The following is a 17428-nucleotide window of genomic DNA, read 5'->3' on the forward strand; positions in this document are numbered from 1 at the left end:
CCTTCATGGATGCGTTCGATGCGCCACGCGAAGGGGAACGGCCCGAGGATGCGAGAGGTACGTGAGTGGAGGGCGCACGCCACTCGGATCATGCACAAGCGCCGGGATCCCGTGGTCGTCCAGACGTTCCGGTCCGCGACGGCGGCGACGATCGCGTACGCCATCGCGCTCCGGCTGAGCCCCGAACCGACGGCCCCACCTCTCACCGCTCCCCTGACCGCCCTGCTGGTCGTCCAGGTGACGCTGTACGCCACGCTCACCAACGGCTTCCGCCGGGTGAACGCCGTGGTCACGGGAGTCCTCGTCGCCATCGCGTTCAGCCTGCTGGTGGGGCTGACCTGGTGGAGCCTGGCGATGCTCCTCGTGGCCGCGCTGGTCGTGGGGCGGCTGGTCAAGGTGGAGGAGTACGTCCCCGAGGTGGCGATCAGCGCGATGCTGGTCCTCGGGGTCACCACCGTCGGGAACACCGCCTGGGCCCGGGTGGTGGAGACGCTCATCGGCGCGAGCGTCGGACTCGCCTGCAATCTGCTGCTGGCCCCGCCGGTGTGGGTGGAGGAGGCGGGCGAGTCGATCGACGGTCTGGCGCGCCGGCTGCGGCAGCTGATGCTGCGCATGGGCGAGGAGGCCGCCGGCGGTACGCCCGTGGACCGCGCGGCGGAGCAGTTGCACGAGGCGCGACGCCTGGACCACGACATCATCGAGGTGGATACCGCCCTGAGGCGGGCCGAGGACAGTCTGCGGCTGAATCCGCGTGTACAGGACAGCGTGCTGCACCGGGTGGTGATGCGCACCGGCCTGGACACGCTGGAGATCTGCACGGTCGTCCTGCGCGTGCTCGCGCGCTCCCTCACCGATCTCGCCAAGGAGCGCGAACCCGAGCCGCTGTTCGAGCCCGAGACGGGCGCCGCCCTGGAGCAGTTGCTGTCCGAGATCGCCGATGCCGTGGTGAGCTTCGCGGTGCTGGTCACCACGCACCTCAGCACGAGCGCCGAGTCGGCCGAGGAACGCCTCGCCGCGGAGCTGCACACCGCGGCGGGCACTCGCGACAAGCTGGGCCTGCTGCTGCGCGAGGAGGCCGAGCGCGGCCCCGGGCACTGGCAGCTTCCCGGCGCCGTCCTGACGGAGGTCAACCGCATCCTCGACGAACTCGACACCGAGCACCGCACCCGGCGCCTGTTCGAGGAGCTGGACCGCGTGTCGCGCGAACAGCGCGCGCGGATGCCCCGGCTGACGCGCCTGCGTGAGCGGCTGGGCGTCACGGAAGAGCTGTGGCGCAACCGCGCCGGGTTCGACGCGCGTTCCCACTGACAGTCGGCACCGCGCGTTGCGTCCCGCGCAACGCGTGGTGCCGTTGTTGCACCCGGTGGGTGATCCACGCGAAGGTGGCTGTCGCGACGGGGACGAGTGACGACCTGAGGGGCGACATGGGCAGTGATGGCTGGAGCAGGCGCCGGTTCGTCGGCGCGCTGGCCGGAGGTTCCGCCGCGGCGGCGCTCCCGGCCTGTGACAAGGCGCCCGCGCCCTCGGCCTCGACGACTCCGTCGGCCCCCGAGCCGAGCACGTCCGCGCAGGCCCGGCGACCTTCGGGACCACGCCCCCTCTACCTCGGCACCTACACCTCCGTGGAAGGCGGCGGGAAGGGCATCGGCCTCGCGACCTACGACGCGCGGACGGGCCGGATCACCGCCGCGGGCACCGTCACGGGCGTCGGCGACCCGTCGTATCTCGCGGTCCACCCGGACCGTCGCACGCTGTACGCGGTGGACGAGCGCGAGGACGGTGCCGTGACCGCCGTCCGGCTGTCCGACCGGAAGGTGCTGGGCAGCCGGAGCACCGGGGGCGCGGCTCCCTGCCATCTGTCGGTGCATCCGGGCGGGCGCTGGCTGTTCAGCGCGAACTACGGCTCGGGCAGTGTGGCCGTGCATCCGATCGACTCCTCGGGAGCCCTCGGCGAGCGCACCGACCTCGTACGGCACTCCACTCCGCCGCCCGGTCCGGGCCAGGACGGGCCGCACGCCCACCAGATCTTCACCAGCCCCGACGGGCGGCATGTGCTCGCCGTCGACCTCGGCACGGACACCGTGTACACGTACCGGCTCGACGAGAAGGCCGGAACGCTCAGCGAGGTGTCGCAGGCGAAGACCCGGCCGGGTGCCGGGCCGCGGCACCTCACGTTCCACCCCGGCGGCCGGTACGCCTACCTCGCCGACGAGGTCGACAACACGGTGGCGGTCTGCTCGTACGACCCGGCCTCGGGGCGCGTGCGCGTCGGCGAGCCGCAGTCCACGGGCACGGGTTCGGGCACGAGCTATCCGGCGCAGCTCCTGGTGACCGCGAACGGCCGGTTCGCCTATCTGGCCAACCGCGGCGCCAACAGCCTCACGCGCTACGCGGTCGAGGCGGACGGTGCCCGGCTCCGACTGCTGGACACCGTGCCGGTGGACGGGGACTTCCCCCGCCAGGTCGCCTTCTCGCCGGAGGGCACGCTGCTGTTCGCGGCGAACCAGAAGTCCTCCGCCGTCACCGTCTTCCACGTGGACGAGACGAACGGTGCGCTGCGGCGCGCCGGCGAACCGTTTCCCTCACCCGTCGCCGTCTGTGCGCTGCCGCTGTAGGGCCCGCGGGCAGGACGCCGCGCTCGCCTGTGTGAGCAGGACGTGCATGCGCTCGGTGAGCTGTGCGACGTCGTCGGCGGGCGCGTGGAACGCCAGGCGTACGTCGCCGTGGGCGCGGGCCCGCTCGATGCGCAGCGTCAGTCCGTGCCGGTCCACGGCGAGCGGCTGGACGCGGACCGCGCCGTGCAGGCTGTCGTGCTCCACGAGCCGGGTGAGCCGCTCGACCGCGTCGGCGTGGCAGTCGGCGAGGTGCGTCAGCAGCCGGGCCTCGGCCGTGGTGAGCGGGTCGGGCACGGCGGCGGCGAACTCGTCGAGGTCCACGACCACGGCGCCGGACGCCTGGCGCAGCACGACACGGGTGGGCCTGAAGGCCAGCTGCCCCTCCTCCACGCTGAACCAGCCCGCGAGCCACAGCCGGGCCCGGATCCGGCCGCGCACGGGGACGGGGGCCACATCGGCGAACTCCAGCACCGCGGACGGCTCGCCGCGGGGCGCGCAGATCGCCGCCGCCAGCAGGGCGCTGTCCTCCGGCACGGTCACGAGTACCCTGCCGTCCTCGGTCACCGTGTGCGCGCCGACCAGCTCCTCGCGCGTGCCCTCCGCGGTCACCGAGCAAGACCACGCGGCGGCGAGCACCGAGCGCGCCCGCTCCGCCGCGGCAGGGGCCGCCGTCCAGCTTTGGCTGTCGTCACCCATCCCGAACCTCCTTAGGTAAGCCTTGCCTAACCTACCGAAGATCCGGGTGTGAGCCAACCACGTCACGTGATCTTTACGAGGCCTTTCAGGGAGTGAGCACACCCAGCAGGGCGCGGGCGCACAGTTCGCGCACCTGCTCCCGGCCCAACTCCGCGTCGCGCAGCCACTCCAGACAGACGGCCGTGGTGAACGCCAGCCAGCCGCGCACGGCGAGCCGCACCTCCGGCCGCTCCTCGAAGGCCGGGCCGAACTCGGGGTCCGCCGCGAGGGCGGCGAGGATCTGCCGCTCCTGCGCGGCCAGGGCCCGCTGATAGACCCGCCGCACCGCCTGGTCCCCGGCCGCGTCCGCGCGGTGGAAGGCGCGATAGCCGTGCGCGTGGGCCTGTACGTACTCCAGGAACGTGTCGAGACCGGCCGCGAGTTGCTCACGCACGGGGATGCCCGGAACCGCCGCCGTCATGCGCAGCATCCGCTCGCTCTCGCGCTCCACGACCGCCGCGAAGAAGTCCCGCTTGGTCGGGAAGTAGTGGTACAGCAGCCCCCGCGACACCCCGGCGATCTCGGCGACCTGCTCGATCCACACGTCGTCGTACGGGCTCTCCGAGAACAGCCGGGCCCCGACCGACAGGAGCTGCTCCCGGCGCTCCTCGGTGCTGAGCCGGCGGCGGACGCGCCCGCTCTGGTTCGCGGCCATGCCGGCACTTTACTTGACGCCGGTTCAACAACGGGATCAGACTGAACCCGCGCTATTGAACCCACGTACAACACGTGCGAACCGGTCGCCGGATCAAGGGAGATCGCGTCATGACGGAGGCGCCGATACGGGCCGTAGGGCCCAAGGGGTTCCGGAGTGCCGAGCTGGGCTGGCCCGAGCTGGAGCGCATTCCGCATCCGCCGCGCCGGATCCCGCTGCTCGGTGACGTGGTGGGCGTGAACCGGCGCACTCCCCTGCAGGACTCCCTGCGGTACGCCCGGCAGCTCGGGCCGGTGTTCCGCCGCAAGGCCTTCGGCAAGGAGTTCGTGTTCGTGTGGGGCGCCCGGGAGGCGGCCGACTTCGCGGACGAGTCACGGTTCGCCAAGCACGTGGGGCTCGGCATCGCCAATCTGCGGCCCGTCGCCGGGGACGGCCTGTTCACGGCGTACAACCACGAGCCGAACTGGCAGTTGGCGCACGATGTGCTGGCCCCGGGGTTCAGCCGCGAGGCCATGGCCGGCTACCACCCGATGATGCTGGACGTCGCGCGGCGGCTGACGGAGCACTGGGACCGGGCTGCGGCGACGGGCCGCTCGGTGGACGTGCCTGGCGACATGACGAAGCTGACGCTGGAGACGATCGCCCGGACCGGCTTCGGGCACGACTTCGGGTCCTTCGAGCGCTCCCGGCCGCACCCCTTCGTGACCGCGATGATCGGCACGCTGACCTACGCGCAGCGGCTCAACACCGTGCCCTTCCCGCTGGCCCCGCTGCTGCTGCGGAGCGCGAGCCGCCGCAACGCGGCCGACATCGCCCACCTCAACCGCACGGTCGACGAGCTGGTCCGGGCCCGGCGCGCGACCGGCGGCGGCGACGGCGACCTGCTGGACAGGATGCTGGAGACGGCCCACCCGGAGACCGGGGAGCGGCTCGCGCCGGAGAACGTCCGCCGGCAGGTGATCACCTTCCTCGTCGCGGGCCACGAGACCACCTCCGGCGCGCTCTCCTTCGCCCTGCACTACCTCTCCCGGCACCCCGAGGCCGCGGCCCGGGCCCGCGCCGAGGTGGACCGGGTGTGGGGCGACACGGCGGAACCGGCCTACGAGCAGGTGGCCAGGCTGCGTTACCTGCGGCGGGTGCTGGACGAGTCGCTGCGGCTGTGGCCCACGGCGCCCGCCTTCGCCCGGGAGGCACGCGAGGACACCGTGCTGGCCGGGGAGCACCCCATGCGGCGCGGGGCGTGGGCGCTGGTGCTGACGCCGATGCTGCACCGGGACCCCGAGGTGTGGGGCACGGACGCCGAGCGGTTCGACCCGGACCGCTTCGACGCAGGGGCCGTGCGGTCCCGGGCCCCGCACACCTTCAAGCCGTTCGGGACCGGGGCGCGGGCGTGCATCGGGCGCCAGTTCGCGCTGCACGAGGCGACGTTGGTCCTCGGCCTGCTGCTGCGCCGCTACGAGCTGCGGCCCGACCCGGCCTACCGGCTGCGCGTCACGGAACGGCTGACGCTGATGCCGGAGGGTCTGCGGCTGCACCCGGAGCGCCGGACCCCGGTGCGGGAGGCGGCCTCAGACCTGCGCTGTCCAGTGCCCGGGCCGGGTGACTGACTCCGGCAGCAGGGTCCCGGCACTCCCCCGGGCCGCGTTCAGCTGCGGCTGGGTGAGGAAGAACGCCCCGGTCAGGTCGGCGTCGGTGAGGTCAGCGTCGCGCAGGTCGGCGCCGATCAGGTCCGCGCCCCTGAGGTCCGCTCCGGTGAGGTCGGCGGCGATGAGGTAGGCGCCGCGCAGGTTGGCCCCGCGCAGGTCGGCGCCCTTGAGGCGGGCCCCCATGAGGTCCGCGCCCCGGCGGTTCTTCTTCTTGGCGCCCTTGGTGCCGGCCCTGGCCAGCTCGCTCGTCCTCAGCAGCAGGACGTTGATCTCCTGACGGTGCGCCGCCACGTCCAGCTCGGCGAGTTCCTCGGGGGTCCCGTCGGTGAGCGCCTCGGTCTTCTCCAGGGCCGTGCGCAGATCCGCGTGGACCGGCCGGGCCGCGGGCAGGGCGAGCGCCTCGGTCAGGTACCACAGCAGCTCGTGCAGCTGCCGGACGACCGGGAACACGTCGAACATACGGCGGGCGTGGTCCGGAGGCCCGGACCTCCAGCCCTGCCCGCCGAAGGTGATCTGCGAGACCTGCTGCCCGGCGCCGAAGCAGTCATAGACGGTGCAGCCGGTGAACCCTTTCTGCCGCAGTCCGGCGTGGATCCCGCAGCGGTGGTCGTCCTGGAGGTTGCGGCAGGGCGTTCCGGCGTCCTTGTCGACCGCGAAGTCGGCCGATCGCGCGAAGGGCAGGGCGACACAGCACAGCCCGAAACACCGCTCGCAGTCACCGCGCAGTTCCGCTCGCGCGGCTTGAAGATCTCGCATGACGTTCAGCATACGAAACGATGAACGCCGGTCAGCCCGTGAGTCCGGGCACCTCCAGACGCTCCAGCCGCTCCGGGTCGGCCAGGATGTACATGCCGGTGATCCGGCCGTCGGCGATCGTGACCCCCATGACCGACAGCACCCGTCCCTCGGGCGCGTGGACGAGGCCGACCGAGCCGTTGACCAGCACCAGCCGCGCGGACGTCGCGTACCGGGCGAACATGAGCGCCTGCTCCGCCACCGTCTTCGCGCCCTGGACGGCCTTGGAAGCGGCCGCGCCCCGTACGAGGGCTCCCGAGTCGGCGCGCAGCACCACATCCGGGTGCAGCAGCGCGAGCAGCGCCTCGAAGTCGCCGCCGCGCGAGGCGGCCAGGAAGGCGTCGAGCACCTCCTTCTGCCGGCCGAGGTCCGGCTCGGCCGACGGGGTGGCGCCGCGTACCCGGCGCCGGGCGCGGCTCGCCAGTTGCCGGGTCGCCGCCGGGCTGCGCTCCACGACCGGGGCGATGTCGTCGAACGGCACGGCGAACATGTCGTGCAGCACGAACGCCAGCCGCTCGGCGGGCTCCAGGTTCTCCAGGACGACCAGCAGGGCCAGGCCGACCGAGTCGGCCTGCATGACCTCCTCCGCCGGGTCGAGGTGCGTGAGGGGCCTGAGCACCGGGTCCGGGACGAAGGCGTCGCCCATCGGCTCCTCGCGGCGTGCGGTGCGCGAGCGCAGCAGGTCGAGGCAGACGCGGCCGGTCACCGTGGTGAGCCAGCCGCCGAGGTTCTGGATGTCGTCCGGGTCGGTACGGCTCAGCCGCAGCCAGGCCTCCTGGACGGCGTCCTCCGCCTCGGTCAGCGAACCCAGCATGCGGTACGCGACCGCTCTGAGGTGCCCACGGTGCTCCTCGAACCGGTCGGCCAGTTCCACGCTGCCTGTCATGGTCTCCCCCGTCGTACGTCAGTCGTGCGTCAGTCGTGCGTCACGTCATCTGCTGAACAGTTCGAACGCCACCGCGGGCCTGCCCCCGAACCGCTCGCCCGTGGCCTCGGCGTGCTGGGTCAGGAAGCCGCGGACGTACGTCTCCGGGTCCTGGTCGGTCAGCACCTCGATATAGGTGCGGTGTTCGAGCAGCGAGGCCACCGCGCGCTCCAGGCCGGGCGTCGCGTCGACGGCGTGGGTGGGGGTGCTGGAACCGGCGACGGCGACCCAGCGCACTCCGTCCCACGGCTCCAGACCCTGCTCGACGAGTTCCGGGAAGATCCACCGGTTGCCCGCGTCGCCGGCCGCGTCGAGCGTGGCGCGGCCGACGGCGACATGGTCCGGGGTGTTCCAGGCGACGCCGCCCCAGGTGTCCCGGTGGTTGAGGGTGATGACCAGCTCGGGCCGGTGCCTGCGGATGGCGGCGGCGATGTCGCGGCGCAGGGCGGTGCCGTACTCGATGACGCCGTCCTTGTGGTCGAGGAACTCCACGGTCGAGACGCCGACCACCGCCGCGCTCGCCCGCTGCTCGCGCTCCCGCAGCGGGCCGCACTTCTGCGGCTCCAGCGTGTCGATGCCCGCCTCGCCCCGGGTCGCCAGCACATAGGCGACCTCGCGGCCCCCGTCGGTCCAGGCCGCGATCGCCGCCGAGCAGCCGTACTCGAGGTCGTCCGGGTGGGCCACGACCGCGAGGGCACGCCGCCAGTCGTCGGGCATGGGCTGGAGTTGAGTGGTCGTCATGTCCGCAGACTAGTCCGGGGACCCGTCTCAGGCCTCGTCACGCGCCATGGCCAGCAGCCGGTCGAGGACGCGGGGGCCGCCGGTGCGCACGCCGTCGTGCTCGAACTCGTCCGTGATCCAGGTGCGCAGACCGCGGATCGTGCGGGCGGTGCGCAGGGAGTGGTCCGTGTCGACGTACATGTCGTCGTGGTAGACGGCCGCGACGACCGGCACCCTGTTGGCGGCCAGGCGGGCCGGGTCGTACAGGGGTGTCCAGTCGGTGCGGGCGGCGAGCAGGTCGGCGGTCTCGCGCAGGGGGCGCAGGGCCGGGTCGCAGTCGAACATCCAGGGGTGGATCGACTCGCCGGTGAACAGCAGCGGCTCGTCACCCGCGAGTGCCTTGGCGGCGTCGAACTGCGGGAACTCGGCGCGGACCCGCTCGGCCGACCAGGCGGTGGGCCGGCCGTCCTGGCCGTAGATCGACTCGTGGACGAGGGCGTACAGCGGGTGGCGGGCGTAGGACAGCATGCCCTGCACCTGCTCCTGGAAGGTGTCGGACAGGGTGAAGCCCTGCGGGGTGCGGACGAAGGCGTCCTCCAGGAGGTAGTGGAGGCGGTGGGTGCCGTCGCCGGTGCCGAGGAGGATGCCGAGGGACTGGAACGCCTCGACGGTGAGCCGGTAGCCGTTCGGCAGGACCACGTCGTGGGTCAGCAGGTGGTCGGCGATCCGACGGGCGCGTTCGGCGTCCTGCGGGTAGCGGGCGTAGTGGGCGACGACCTTGCGCTCGATACGCGGGAAGGCGGCCCGGTAGACGTCGTCGGCGTGGGCGTCCAGGGCGGGCAGCCCGCCGGTGAGCACGGCGGTGGCCAGGCCCTCGGGGGCGAGGGACAGGTAGCTGGTGGCGCAGAAGCCGCCGAAGCTCTGGCCGAGGACGGTCCAGGGCGCGCCGCCCGTGACCAGCGGGCGGATGGCCTCGCAGTCGCGGACGATCGAGTCGGCGCGGAAGCGGGTGAGGTAGTCGGCCTGCTCGGCGGGGCCGCCGCGCAGCGGGAGCGTCTGCCGGTTGGCGGGCGTGGAGTGGCCGGTGCCGCGCTGGTCGAGGAGCAGGACGCGGAACTCCTTCAGCGCCCTGCCCAGCCAGCCGGGCCTGCCGACGGAGCGGTCCGCGCCGAAGCCGGGGCCGCCCTGCAGATACAGCAGCCAGGGCAGCTCCTGGTGGGCCTTGTCGCTCGCCACGACCTCGCGGGCGTACAGCTCGATCGTGTCGCCCTCGGGGCGGTCGTGGTCGAGGGGGACGGTGAAGCGGCGGTCGGTGAGGACGACTCCGGGCTGGCGGTAGCTGACGGTCAACAGGGCTCCCGGGACGGACGGACTTTCGGACCGCGTCCCAGTTCATCACAGGGAACGTCCGTGGGTGGGCCCTTCGGATCATGAAACCTTGCTGAACGGCCGTTCAGGCTCGGTGGGCTCGGTGGGCTCGGTGCGCTCTGTGGGCTCAGCGCGCGGACAGGCTGGAGCGGCGGACCACCAGCTCCGGCTGGAGGACGACCCGGCGGTGCTCGTGCGGCTTCACCGCGCCCTCCGCCTCCGTCTCCTCCAGAAGCAGATCGGCCGCCATGGCGCCCATGGTGACGGCGGGCTGCCGTACGGAGGTGAGCGGGACGGCAGCGGCGGCCGCGAACTCGATGTCGTCGTAGCCGACGATGGCGAGGTCGTCGGGGACGCCCACGCCCGCCGCGTACATGGCCTGCAGCACGCCGAGCGCGAGCAGGTCGTTGGCGCAGAACACGGCGGTCGGCCGGTCGGCGAGGCCGAGCAGCCGGGCCCCCGCGTCACGGCCCGCGGCGACGTCCAGCCGTTCGGTGGGCAGCTCGCGCAGCGCGTCGGGTCCGAGCCCGGCCTCGGCGAGCGCCTCCAGGGCGCCGGTGCGCCGGTCGCGGACCTGGTTGAGGCCGGGCGGGCCGCTGACATAGGCGATCGAGCGGTGCCCGGCGTCGACGAGATGGCGTACGGCCAGGGCGCCGCCCGCCACATCGTCGACGGAGACCGAGCACTCCGTGGTGCCCTCGGCCACCCGGTCGACCAGGACGAACGGGATGCCGTGCCGGCGGAACGTCTCGATGTTGCGGCCCGTGGCGTCGGCGGGGGTGAGCAGCACGCCGCGCACCCGCTGCTCGGCGAAGAGCGACAGATAGTCGGCCTCCTCGCCGGGGTTCTGGGCGCTGTTGCAGACCATCACGCCGAGTCCGGCCTGACGGGCGGCGCGCTCGGCGCCGCGGGCCACGTCGACGAAGAAGGGGTTGCCCATGTCGAGGACGAGCAGCCCCATGATGCGGCTGCGGCCCGCGCGCAGTTGCCGAGCGGACTCGCTGCGGACGTAGCCGAGCCGGTCTATCGCGGACTGCACGCGGGCCCGGGTCTCGGTCGCGACCGTGTCCGGGCGGTTGATCACGTTCGACACCGTGCCGACGGAGACTCCGGCGGCACGGGCGACGTCCTTGATACCCACCGACTGGGACATCGGGCAGGGACCTCCAGAAGGGGCGAAAGAGGGGGCGGCGGCCGGGGCGGCTTCACATTACCGGCATGCCGCCCCGGCGACCGGGTCCGGTCAGGCGGGCAGCCGGAAGTCGATGACGTGCAGCGCCGAGGGCGTCGTACCGCTGGATTTCTCCTGGTACATGAAGGACAGCACCCCGTCCTGCGCGACCCGTGTCTCGTCGATGACGACCTCGCCGAAGGCGTTGAGGCCGTTGCCGTCGAACAGGATCCTCCAGTCGGTGTACCCGGAGGCAGCCGAAGCCCCGGCGATCCGGCCGAAGGGGAAGACCGCGTACGCGTTGTCGTACTTGTCCAGGATCAGCTTGGTGCGCTGGCTGGAGTTCAGCGGGACCGGGATCTCGGTCTTCTGCCAGGTGCCCGAGGCGTTTCTGCGGACGTGGAAGGCGCGCCCGTTGGCGGTCCGATTCGCGACATAGTTCGTGGTGCACTGCCCGAAGCGGCCGGGGACGTAGGAGATGATCGCGTGCGGCCGTCCGGCGGAGTCGGTGAACTGGCTCTCCTGGTTCATCAGGGAGTGGTCCGCGTTGAGCGGGTCGACGACCAGGCCGGTGTCGTTCACGGACACCTTGTCGGAGCCGCCGGTGGTGCCGACGACGGTGCCGGCGTTGTTGCGCCAGGTGCGGCCCCGGTCGTCGGAGTAGACGTAGCCGGTGTCGTGGTTGCTGATGCCGCCGCCGTTGCACATCACCGCGCCGTTCTGCTCACGCCAGGTGAAGAAGGAGTGCAGCCGCCCGTTCCGGTCGTAGTCGATGCCGTGCAGGTACATGTTCCGGGCGGTCGAGGAGCCGTGCTCGCTGGAGTACGTACCCGTGGAGCTGGACCATTCGCCGAGGTTGGTCCACTGGGTGCCGTCGTACTCGGCGAGCGCGTTGCGGCCGTTGCCGGAGACGGCGACGCGGTAGCTCAGCTGGAGCTTGCCGTCGGGTGTGGAGACGAACTGCGGGTAGGTGAACTGCGAGGTCAGCGCCAGGCCGTCGAGAGTGGACTGCGGCGCCCCGAAACGGGCGGCGGTCCAGCTCAGCCCGCCGGGGTTGTCCATGAGCCCGGCGACGGACTTGACGTAGGTGAAGCCGTCGCTGTGGGAGTCCATGTTGAGGTGCAGCCGGCCGTCGACCTTGGAGACGCCCATGGAGATGACGTTGTGGGAGTCGTTGTACCGCAGGGTGTGCCCGACCTTCACGGTGGACCAGGTGCTCGACCCGAGGGCGCGGCGGCCGACGACGGCGTTGCGGTCGGCGGTGTACCAGACGGCGTACTGGTAGCCCTTGTAGGTCAGCAGGCCGTTCTTCTGGAACGCGTTGTTGTTGACCAGCCCGTCGTACGACACGAAGAAGACGGCCTGGCCGTCGAGCGTGGTGGTGCCGGTCCGGGTCACGGAGGGGCCGGGGTCAGCGGCCCGGGCGGTGCCGGAGGCGAGGGCGGGGGTCACCACGGCTCCGGCGAGGGCGGCGGCCAGCAGCGTACGTCTGTGCATCTCATGGACTCCATCGTCATACGAGGTGGAACACTTCCGTCAGCGGTTTCATGGCCTCGTCGGGCCGGGCGCCGTCCAGCGACTCGAAGAACGGCGCCATCTCCGCCTGCCAGCGGGCGTTGACGTCGGTGGCTTCCATTCCGGCCAGGGCGGCTGCGAAGTCCTCGGTCTCCAGGTAGCCGACGAGCAGCCCGTCCTCGCGCAGGAACAGCGAGTAGTTGTGCCAGCCGGTGTCGCTGAGCGCCTGGCGCATCTCGGGCCACACGGTGGCGTGCCGCTCGCGGTACTCGTCGAGGCGGTCCGCCCTGACCTTCAGCAGGAAGCACACGCGCTGCATCAACAGATCTCCAGGGACTAGAAGTTGAACTGGTCGATGTTCTCGGCGTCGAAGACGGTCGGCTTGCCGAGGCTGATCACGCCGTCCTTGCCGATGGTGTACTCGCCCATGGAACCGGCCTTGAAGGTCTCGCCCTCCTTGCCGGTGATCTGCCCGGAGGACAGGGCGACAGCGGTACGGGCGGCCAGCTCGCCGAGCTTGGCCGGGTCCCACAGCTCGAACGCCTCGACGGTGCCGTTCTTGACGTACTTGCGCATGTCGTTGGGGGTGCCGAGGCCGGTCAGCTTGACCTTGCCCTTGTACTTGGAGCCCGACAGGTACTGGGCGGCGGCCTTGATGCCGACGGTGGTCGGGGAGATGATCCCCTTCAGGTTCGGGTACTCCTGGAGCAGGCCCTGGGTCTGCTGGAAGGACTGCTGGGCGTCGTCGTTGCCGTACGCGGTCTTCACCAGCTTCATGTTCTTGTACTCGGGCTTCTTCAGCTCGTCCTTCATGAAGTCGATCCAGGTGTTCTGGTTCGTCGCCGTCTGCGCGGCGGACAGGATCGCGATCTCGCCCTTGTAGTCGAGCTGCTTGGCGAGCAGCTGCACCTCGGTACGGCCCAGGTCCTCGGCGGAGGCCTGCGACACGAAGGCGTTGCGGCAGCCGGCCGTGGTGTCGGAGTCGTAGGTGACGACCTTGATGCCGTTCTTCATGGCCTGCTTGAGCGCGGTGCACAGCGCGCCCGGGTCCTGCGCGGAGACGGCCATCGCGTCGACCTGCTGCTGGGTGAGCGTGTTGACGTAGCTGACCTGCCCGGCGGTGTCGGTGGCGCTGGACGGCCCGACCTCCTTGTAGCTGGAGCCGAGCTCCTTCAGCGCCTTCTCGCCGCCCTTGTCGGCGGAGGTGAAGTACGGGTTGTTGACCTGCTTGGGCAGGAACCCGACGGTGAGCCCCTTCTTGGTGGCCGCGTTCGGATCGGCCTTACCGGCGGTGGCGGCGGACGCCCCTTCGTCCGCCACGTCCTTCTTGGTGGTCCCACCGCAGGCGGTGAGGGCCAGGGCGAGAGAGGTGGCGGTGGCGAGGGCCGCACAGCATCGGCGGAGGGTTGTCTTACGCATGACGGTTTCCTTTGGACGAGGTTGAGGGAAGCGCCCTTCTCTTAGGGGCGCGGGGAACTGCGCGACCAGCCACAGCGGACGGTCAGCCGGACGACGATTGAGCACGCAAAACGGCGATCTGCCGAGCCACCCGAGGCCCAAGAACAGAAAGCACAAGCAACACACCGGTCACGACGATCTGCGACTGGGCGGACACATCCTGAAGGCTCATCACGTTCTGCAGAGCCCCGAGCAGAAACACCCCGGCGATCGCACCCCCCAACGTGCCCTTGCCCCCGTCGAAGTCGATCCCCCCGAGCAACACCGCCGCCACCACCGACAGTTCGAGCCCCGTCGCGTTGTCATAGCGCGCACTCGCGTAGTGCAGCGCCCAGAAGACGCCGGTCAGCGAGGCCATCACCCCGGTCAGCGTGAACAGGAGCAGCTTCTGCCGCTTGACGCGGACACCGGCGAACCGCGCCGCCTCCTCATTCGCCCCGATCGCGAACAGCGACCGCCCGAACGGCGTGGCGTGCAGCGCGACCACGGCGATGGCGAGCAGGACCAGGAACGGCAGGAAGGCGTACGGGATGAACGTGTCGCCGAGACGCCCGGCCGCGAAGTCCAGGTACTGCGTGGGGAAGTCGGTCACCGCGTCGGACCCGAGCACGATCTGCGCGATACCCCGGTAGGCGGCAAGGGTTCCGATGGTGACGGCGAGGGACGGCAGCCCGAGCCTGGTCACCAGCAGCCCGTTGACCAGCCCGCACACCACACCCAGCAGCAGGCAGATCGGGATGATCGTCTCGATGGCCATGCCCTGGTTCCACAGGGCGCCCATCACCGCTCCCGACAGGCCGGCCGTGGAGGCGACCGACAGATCGATCTCCCCGGACACCACCAGCAGCGTCATCGGCAGGGCGATCAGCGCGATCGGCAGCGTGTTGCCGATGAGGAACGACAGGTTGAGCGCGTTGCCGAACCCGTCGACGAATCCGAAGGAGAACAGCAGCACCACGAGGAGCAGGGCGCCGACCACCGTGTCCCAGCGGACCGCTCGGCTCAGGGAGATGTCAGCCATGGCGGGCGTTCCTCTTCTTCAGGGCGGAGGCCACGCGCAGCGCGACGACCCGGTCGACGGCGATGGCGAGGATGAGCAGGATGCCATTGATGGCGAGCACCCAGACCGAGCTGACACCGAGGGCGGGCAGCACACTGTTGATGGAGGTCAGCAGCAGCGCGCCGAGGGCCGCGCCGTAGACGCTGCCGGAGCCGCCGGTGAAGACGACGCCGCCGACCACGACCGCGCTGACGACGGTCAGTTCGTAGCCGCTGCCGGTGCCGGAGTCGACGTTGCCGAACCGGGCGAGGTACATCGCGCCGGCGAGTCCGGCGAGGGCGCCGCAGAAGGTGTACGCGGCGAGGATCCGCTTGCGGACGGGGATGCCGGCGAGGCGCGCGGCCTCCGGGTTGGAGCCGAGGGCGTAGAGCTCGCGGCCGCTGCCGTAGTGCTTGAGGTAGTACGCCGTCGCCACCAGCACCGCCAGGGCGATCAGTGCCAGGTACGGCACCGCCCAGATGCCGCCGGAGCCGAAGTCGACGAACCCGCCGGGCAGATCGGCCGCGGTGATCTGGCGGGAGCCGACCCAGATGGAGTCGATGCCGCGGATGATGTAGAGCGTGCCGAGGGTGACGACGAGCGCGGGCACCTGGCCCAGGCTGACGAGCAGGCCGTTGAGCAGGCCGAAGCCGATGCCGAGCAGGACGGCCAGCGCGATCGCCACGACCGGGTTGCCGCCGCCCTGGAGATACGTTCCGGCGGCGAAGGCGCTGATGCCGAGCGTGGATCCGACGGACAGGTCGACGTTCCGCGTGATGACCACCAGGGACTGGCCCGTGGCGACCAGCACGAGGATCGTCGCGTTCAGCAGCAGGTCCTTGATGCCCTGTTCGGACAGGAACTCGCTGTTTCCGGCCTGGGTGACGGCGATCATCGCCAGGAAGACGACCAGGATGGCGAGTTCGCGCATCTTGAAGACCCGGTCGACCAGCCGTGTGCCGCTGGACTTGGGCACGTCGGCCACGGGGGCCTCTCGGGGAGTGACGACCGTCATGCGGCGGCCCTCCCGGTGGCTGCGGCCATCACGGTTTCCTCGGTGGCGTCGGAGCGCGGGATCTCGGCGGTGAGGCGGCCCTCGTGCATCACCAGCACGCGGTCGGCCATGCCGAGGATCTCGGGCAGGTCGGAGGAGATCATCAGGACGGCCACGCCGTCGGCGGCCAGTTGGGACAGCAGCCGGTGCACCTCGGCCTTGGTGCCGACGTCGATGCCCCGGGTCGGTTCGTCGACGATCAGCACCTTGGGGCCGGTGGCCAGCCACTTGGCGAGCACGACCTTCTGCTGGTTGCCGCCGGAGAGGGTGTTGACGGTGTCGGCGATCCGGGCGAACTTCACCTGGAGCTTGACGGCCCAGTCGAGGGAGCGGCTGCGCTCGGCGCCCCGGTCCATCAGCCCTGCCTTGACGGTCGTACGGAGCCCGGTGAGGCCGATGTTGCGCTCGATGGACATGTCCATCACCAGGCCCTGGGCGCGCCGGTCCTCGGGGACCAGGGCGAGTCCGGCGGACATCGCGGTGGAGGGGGCGCCGTTGACGAGGGCCTTGCCCTGGACGGAGACCTCGCCGGCGTCCCAGCGGTCGATGCCGAACACGGCCCGGGCGACCTCGGTGCGGCCCGCGCCGACGAGCCCGGCGAGGCCGACGATCTCGCCGTGCCGCACCTCGAAGGAGACGTCGGTGAAGACGCCCTCGCGGGTCAGGCGGCGCACGCTCAGGGCGACTTCGCCCGGTGTCACGTCCTGCTTGGGGTACAGCTCGTCGAGGTCGCGGCCGACCATGCGGCGCACGAGGTCGTCCTCGGTCATGCCGTCCAGGGGCTCGCTGGCGATCCGGGCGCCGTCGCGCAGGGTGGTGACCGTCCGGCAGATCTCGAAGATCTCCTCCAGCCGGTGGGAGATGAACAGCACGGCGGCGCCCTGGTCGCGCAGGGTGCGTACGACGCCGAAGAGGCGGGCGACCTCGTTGCCGGTGAGGGCGGCGGTCGGCTCGTCCATGATCAGGACGCGGGCGTCGAAGGAGAGGGCCTTGGCGATCTCGACGATCTGCTGGTCGGCGATGGACAGGCCGCGGGCGGGCCGGTCGGGGTCGAGTTCGACGCCGAGGCGCTCCATGAGGGCGGCGGTCGCGTTGTGCGTGGCCTGGTGGTCGATCCGGCCGAGGGCGCGCTTGGGCCTGCGGCCCATGTAGATGTTCTCGGCGATCGACAGGTCGGGGAAGAGCGTGGGCTCCTGGTAGATCACGGCGATCCCGGCGTCGCAGGCGTCGCCGGGGCCGTTGAAGACGACGGGCGCACCGTCGAGCAGCACCTGGCCGGCGTCCGGCCGGTGCACTCCGGCGAGCGCCTTGATGAGGGTGGACTTGCCGGCACCGTTCTCGCCGGCCAGGGCGTGCACCTCCCCGGGGAACAGCTCCAGGGAGACGTCCCGCAGCGCGCGGACCGCGCCGAAGGACTTGGACACGTCCCTCAGTGCCAGAACCGGGGCCGGACCCGTGGTGGACGGGTGGGTCATGAGGGCTCCTCGACGACGCCGGCGGGAGGCCCTCCCGGCGTCGTGAAAGGTTTCAACTGGATTGCCGGGACGTTAGGCGGGCCGCGCATGTCACGTCAATGGGTACCGGTCGAAAATATTTCGAGCCCGATTCGAGGAGTGAAGGTCACGCGCCGGTCACGGGTAACCGTGTGAGCCGGAGGGGTTGACACCCCTTCGGGGGGCCCATAGCTTCGCGTCCTGAATCGTTTCATTCAGTGGTCGTTACGACCCGATGC

General features: G+C 71.3%; 16 protein-coding genes. 3 read left to right on the forward strand and 13 right to left on the reverse strand.

Going from position 1 to position 17428, the window contains the following annotated elements:
• The first annotated feature begins 48 nt into the window (after positions 1-48).
• On the forward strand, positions 49-1308 hold the full coding sequence (locus KJK29_RS02065; protein WP_215116861.1) for an FUSC family protein: 1260 nt from the start codon (positions 49-51) through the stop codon (positions 1306-1308).
• Between the two features lie 116 nt (positions 1309-1424).
• Positions 1425-2615, forward strand: coding sequence for a lactonase family protein (locus KJK29_RS02070; protein ID WP_215116862.1), 1191 nt, complete (start codon positions 1425-1427; stop codon positions 2613-2615).
• Here KJK29_RS02070 and KJK29_RS02075 read toward each other — a convergent pair.
• A complete protein-coding gene (locus KJK29_RS02075) occupies positions 2583-3311 on the reverse strand; it encodes a DUF2470 domain-containing protein (protein ID WP_215116863.1) in 729 nt (242 codons plus the stop codon). The two genes, KJK29_RS02070 and KJK29_RS02075, sit on opposite strands and share 33 nt — an antisense overlap.
• Before the next feature lie 85 nt (positions 3312-3396).
• Positions 3397-4005 carry a TetR/AcrR family transcriptional regulator gene (locus tag KJK29_RS02080; RefSeq protein ID WP_215116864.1) on the reverse strand — a complete coding sequence of 203 codons (609 nt, stop codon included), beginning with the start codon at positions 4003-4005 and terminating at the stop codon, positions 3397-3399.
• Positions 4006-4115: 110 nt separating this feature from the next.
• Between KJK29_RS02080 and KJK29_RS02085 the strand changes: the two genes are divergently transcribed.
• Positions 4116-5612 carry a cytochrome P450 gene (locus KJK29_RS02085; protein ID WP_215116865.1) on the forward strand — a complete coding sequence of 499 codons (1497 nt, stop codon included), beginning with the start codon at positions 4116-4118 and terminating at the stop codon, positions 5610-5612.
• On the opposite strand, the gene KJK29_RS02090 is transcribed toward KJK29_RS02085, so the two are convergent.
• From KJK29_RS02090 to KJK29_RS02140, 11 genes are all read right to left on the reverse strand, one after another.
• Positions 5574-6419, reverse strand: a complete 846-nt coding sequence (locus KJK29_RS02090; RefSeq protein ID WP_215116866.1) for a pentapeptide repeat-containing protein — start codon at positions 6417-6419, stop codon at positions 5574-5576. The genes KJK29_RS02085 and KJK29_RS02090 overlap by 39 nt on opposite strands.
• Positions 6420-6438: 19 nt before the next feature.
• The gene (sigJ, locus tag KJK29_RS02095; protein ID WP_215116867.1) at positions 6439-7332 is read right to left on the reverse strand and encodes an RNA polymerase sigma factor SigJ; all 894 of its coding nucleotides are present in this window, start codon (positions 7330-7332) and stop codon (positions 6439-6441) included.
• 45 nt (positions 7333-7377) lie between these two features.
• Positions 7378-8112 (reverse strand): PIG-L deacetylase family protein, encoded by a 735-nt coding sequence (locus KJK29_RS02100; RefSeq protein ID WP_215116868.1) that lies wholly within the window; start codon positions 8110-8112, stop codon positions 7378-7380.
• 27 nt (positions 8113-8139) lie between these two features.
• Complete coding sequence (locus tag KJK29_RS02105) at positions 8140-9441, reverse strand: alpha/beta fold hydrolase (protein ID WP_215116869.1); 1302 nt, start codon at positions 9439-9441, stop codon at positions 8140-8142.
• Between the two features lie 145 nt (positions 9442-9586).
• Positions 9587-10612, reverse strand: coding sequence for a LacI family DNA-binding transcriptional regulator (locus KJK29_RS02110; RefSeq protein ID WP_215116870.1), 1026 nt, complete (start codon positions 10610-10612; stop codon positions 9587-9589).
• 90 nt (positions 10613-10702) lie between these two features.
• Positions 10703-12127 carry a BNR repeat-containing protein gene (locus tag KJK29_RS02115; RefSeq protein ID WP_215116871.1) on the reverse strand — a complete coding sequence of 475 codons (1425 nt, stop codon included), beginning with the start codon at positions 12125-12127 and terminating at the stop codon, positions 10703-10705.
• 16 nt (positions 12128-12143) lie between these two features.
• Entirely contained in the window at positions 12144-12464 is a 321-nt protein-coding gene (locus KJK29_RS02120; protein ID WP_215116872.1) for an L-rhamnose mutarotase, read from the reverse strand.
• Between the two features lie 17 nt (positions 12465-12481).
• Complete coding sequence (gene rhaS / locus KJK29_RS02125; protein ID WP_215116873.1) at positions 12482-13564, reverse strand: rhamnose ABC transporter substrate-binding protein; 1083 nt, start codon at positions 13562-13564, stop codon at positions 12482-12484.
• Positions 13565-13646: 82 nt separating this feature from the next.
• Positions 13647-14624, reverse strand: a complete 978-nt coding sequence (locus tag KJK29_RS02130; protein WP_215116874.1) for an ABC transporter permease — start codon at positions 14622-14624, stop codon at positions 13647-13649.
• Positions 14617-15657, reverse strand: a complete 1041-nt coding sequence (locus KJK29_RS02135) for an ABC transporter permease (protein WP_215116875.1) — start codon at positions 15655-15657, stop codon at positions 14617-14619. The genes KJK29_RS02130 and KJK29_RS02135 overlap by 8 nt, the downstream gene beginning before the upstream one ends.
• On the reverse strand, positions 15654-17171 hold the full coding sequence (locus KJK29_RS02140) for a sugar ABC transporter ATP-binding protein (protein WP_215116876.1): 1518 nt from the start codon (positions 17169-17171) through the stop codon (positions 15654-15656). Before KJK29_RS02140 ends, KJK29_RS02135 begins: the two co-directional genes overlap by 4 nt.
• Positions 17172-17428 lie beyond the last annotated feature (257 nt).

It is taken from the genome of Streptomyces koelreuteriae (assembly GCF_018604545.1).
Lineage (GTDB): Bacteria > Actinomycetota > Actinomycetes > Streptomycetales > Streptomycetaceae > Streptomyces > Streptomyces koelreuteriae.

Excerpts from the sequence above, each read along its gene's own strand:
- KJK29_RS02065 (WP_215116861.1), top strand. The coding sequence starts at position 49 with ATGCGAGAGGTACGTGAGTGGAGGGCGCACGCCACTCGGATCATGCAC.
- KJK29_RS02070 (WP_215116862.1), top strand. The coding sequence starts at position 1,425 with ATGGGCAGTGATGGCTGGAGCAGGCGCCGGTTCGTCGGCGCGCTGGCC.
- KJK29_RS02075 (WP_215116863.1), bottom strand. The coding sequence starts at position 3,311 with ATGGGTGACGACAGCCAAAGCTGGACGGCGGCCCCTGCCGCGGCGGAG.
- KJK29_RS02080 (WP_215116864.1), bottom strand. The coding sequence starts at position 4,005 with ATGGCCGCGAACCAGAGCGGGCGCGTCCGCCGCCGGCTCAGCACCGAG.
- KJK29_RS02085 (WP_215116865.1), top strand. The coding sequence starts at position 4,116 with ATGACGGAGGCGCCGATACGGGCCGTAGGGCCCAAGGGGTTCCGGAGT.
- KJK29_RS02090 (WP_215116866.1), bottom strand. The coding sequence starts at position 6,419 with ATGCTGAACGTCATGCGAGATCTTCAAGCCGCGCGAGCGGAACTGCGC.
- sigJ (WP_215116867.1), bottom strand. The coding sequence starts at position 7,332 with ATGACAGGCAGCGTGGAACTGGCCGACCGGTTCGAGGAGCACCGTGGG.
- KJK29_RS02100 (WP_215116868.1), bottom strand. The coding sequence starts at position 8,112 with ATGACGACCACTCAACTCCAGCCCATGCCCGACGACTGGCGGCGTGCC.
- KJK29_RS02110 (WP_215116870.1), bottom strand. The coding sequence starts at position 10,612 with ATGTCCCAGTCGGTGGGTATCAAGGACGTCGCCCGTGCCGCCGGAGTC.
- KJK29_RS02115 (WP_215116871.1), bottom strand. The coding sequence starts at position 12,127 with ATGCACAGACGTACGCTGCTGGCCGCCGCCCTCGCCGGAGCCGTGGTG.
- KJK29_RS02120 (WP_215116872.1), bottom strand. The coding sequence starts at position 12,464 with ATGCAGCGCGTGTGCTTCCTGCTGAAGGTCAGGGCGGACCGCCTCGAC.
- rhaS (WP_215116873.1), bottom strand. The coding sequence starts at position 13,564 with ATGCGTAAGACAACCCTCCGCCGATGCTGTGCGGCCCTCGCCACCGCC.
- KJK29_RS02130 (WP_215116874.1), bottom strand. The coding sequence starts at position 14,624 with ATGGCTGACATCTCCCTGAGCCGAGCGGTCCGCTGGGACACGGTGGTC.
- KJK29_RS02135 (WP_215116875.1), bottom strand. The coding sequence starts at position 15,657 with ATGACGGTCGTCACTCCCCGAGAGGCCCCCGTGGCCGACGTGCCCAAG.
- KJK29_RS02140 (WP_215116876.1), bottom strand. The coding sequence starts at position 17,171 with ATGACCCACCCGTCCACCACGGGTCCGGCCCCGGTTCTGGCACTGAGG.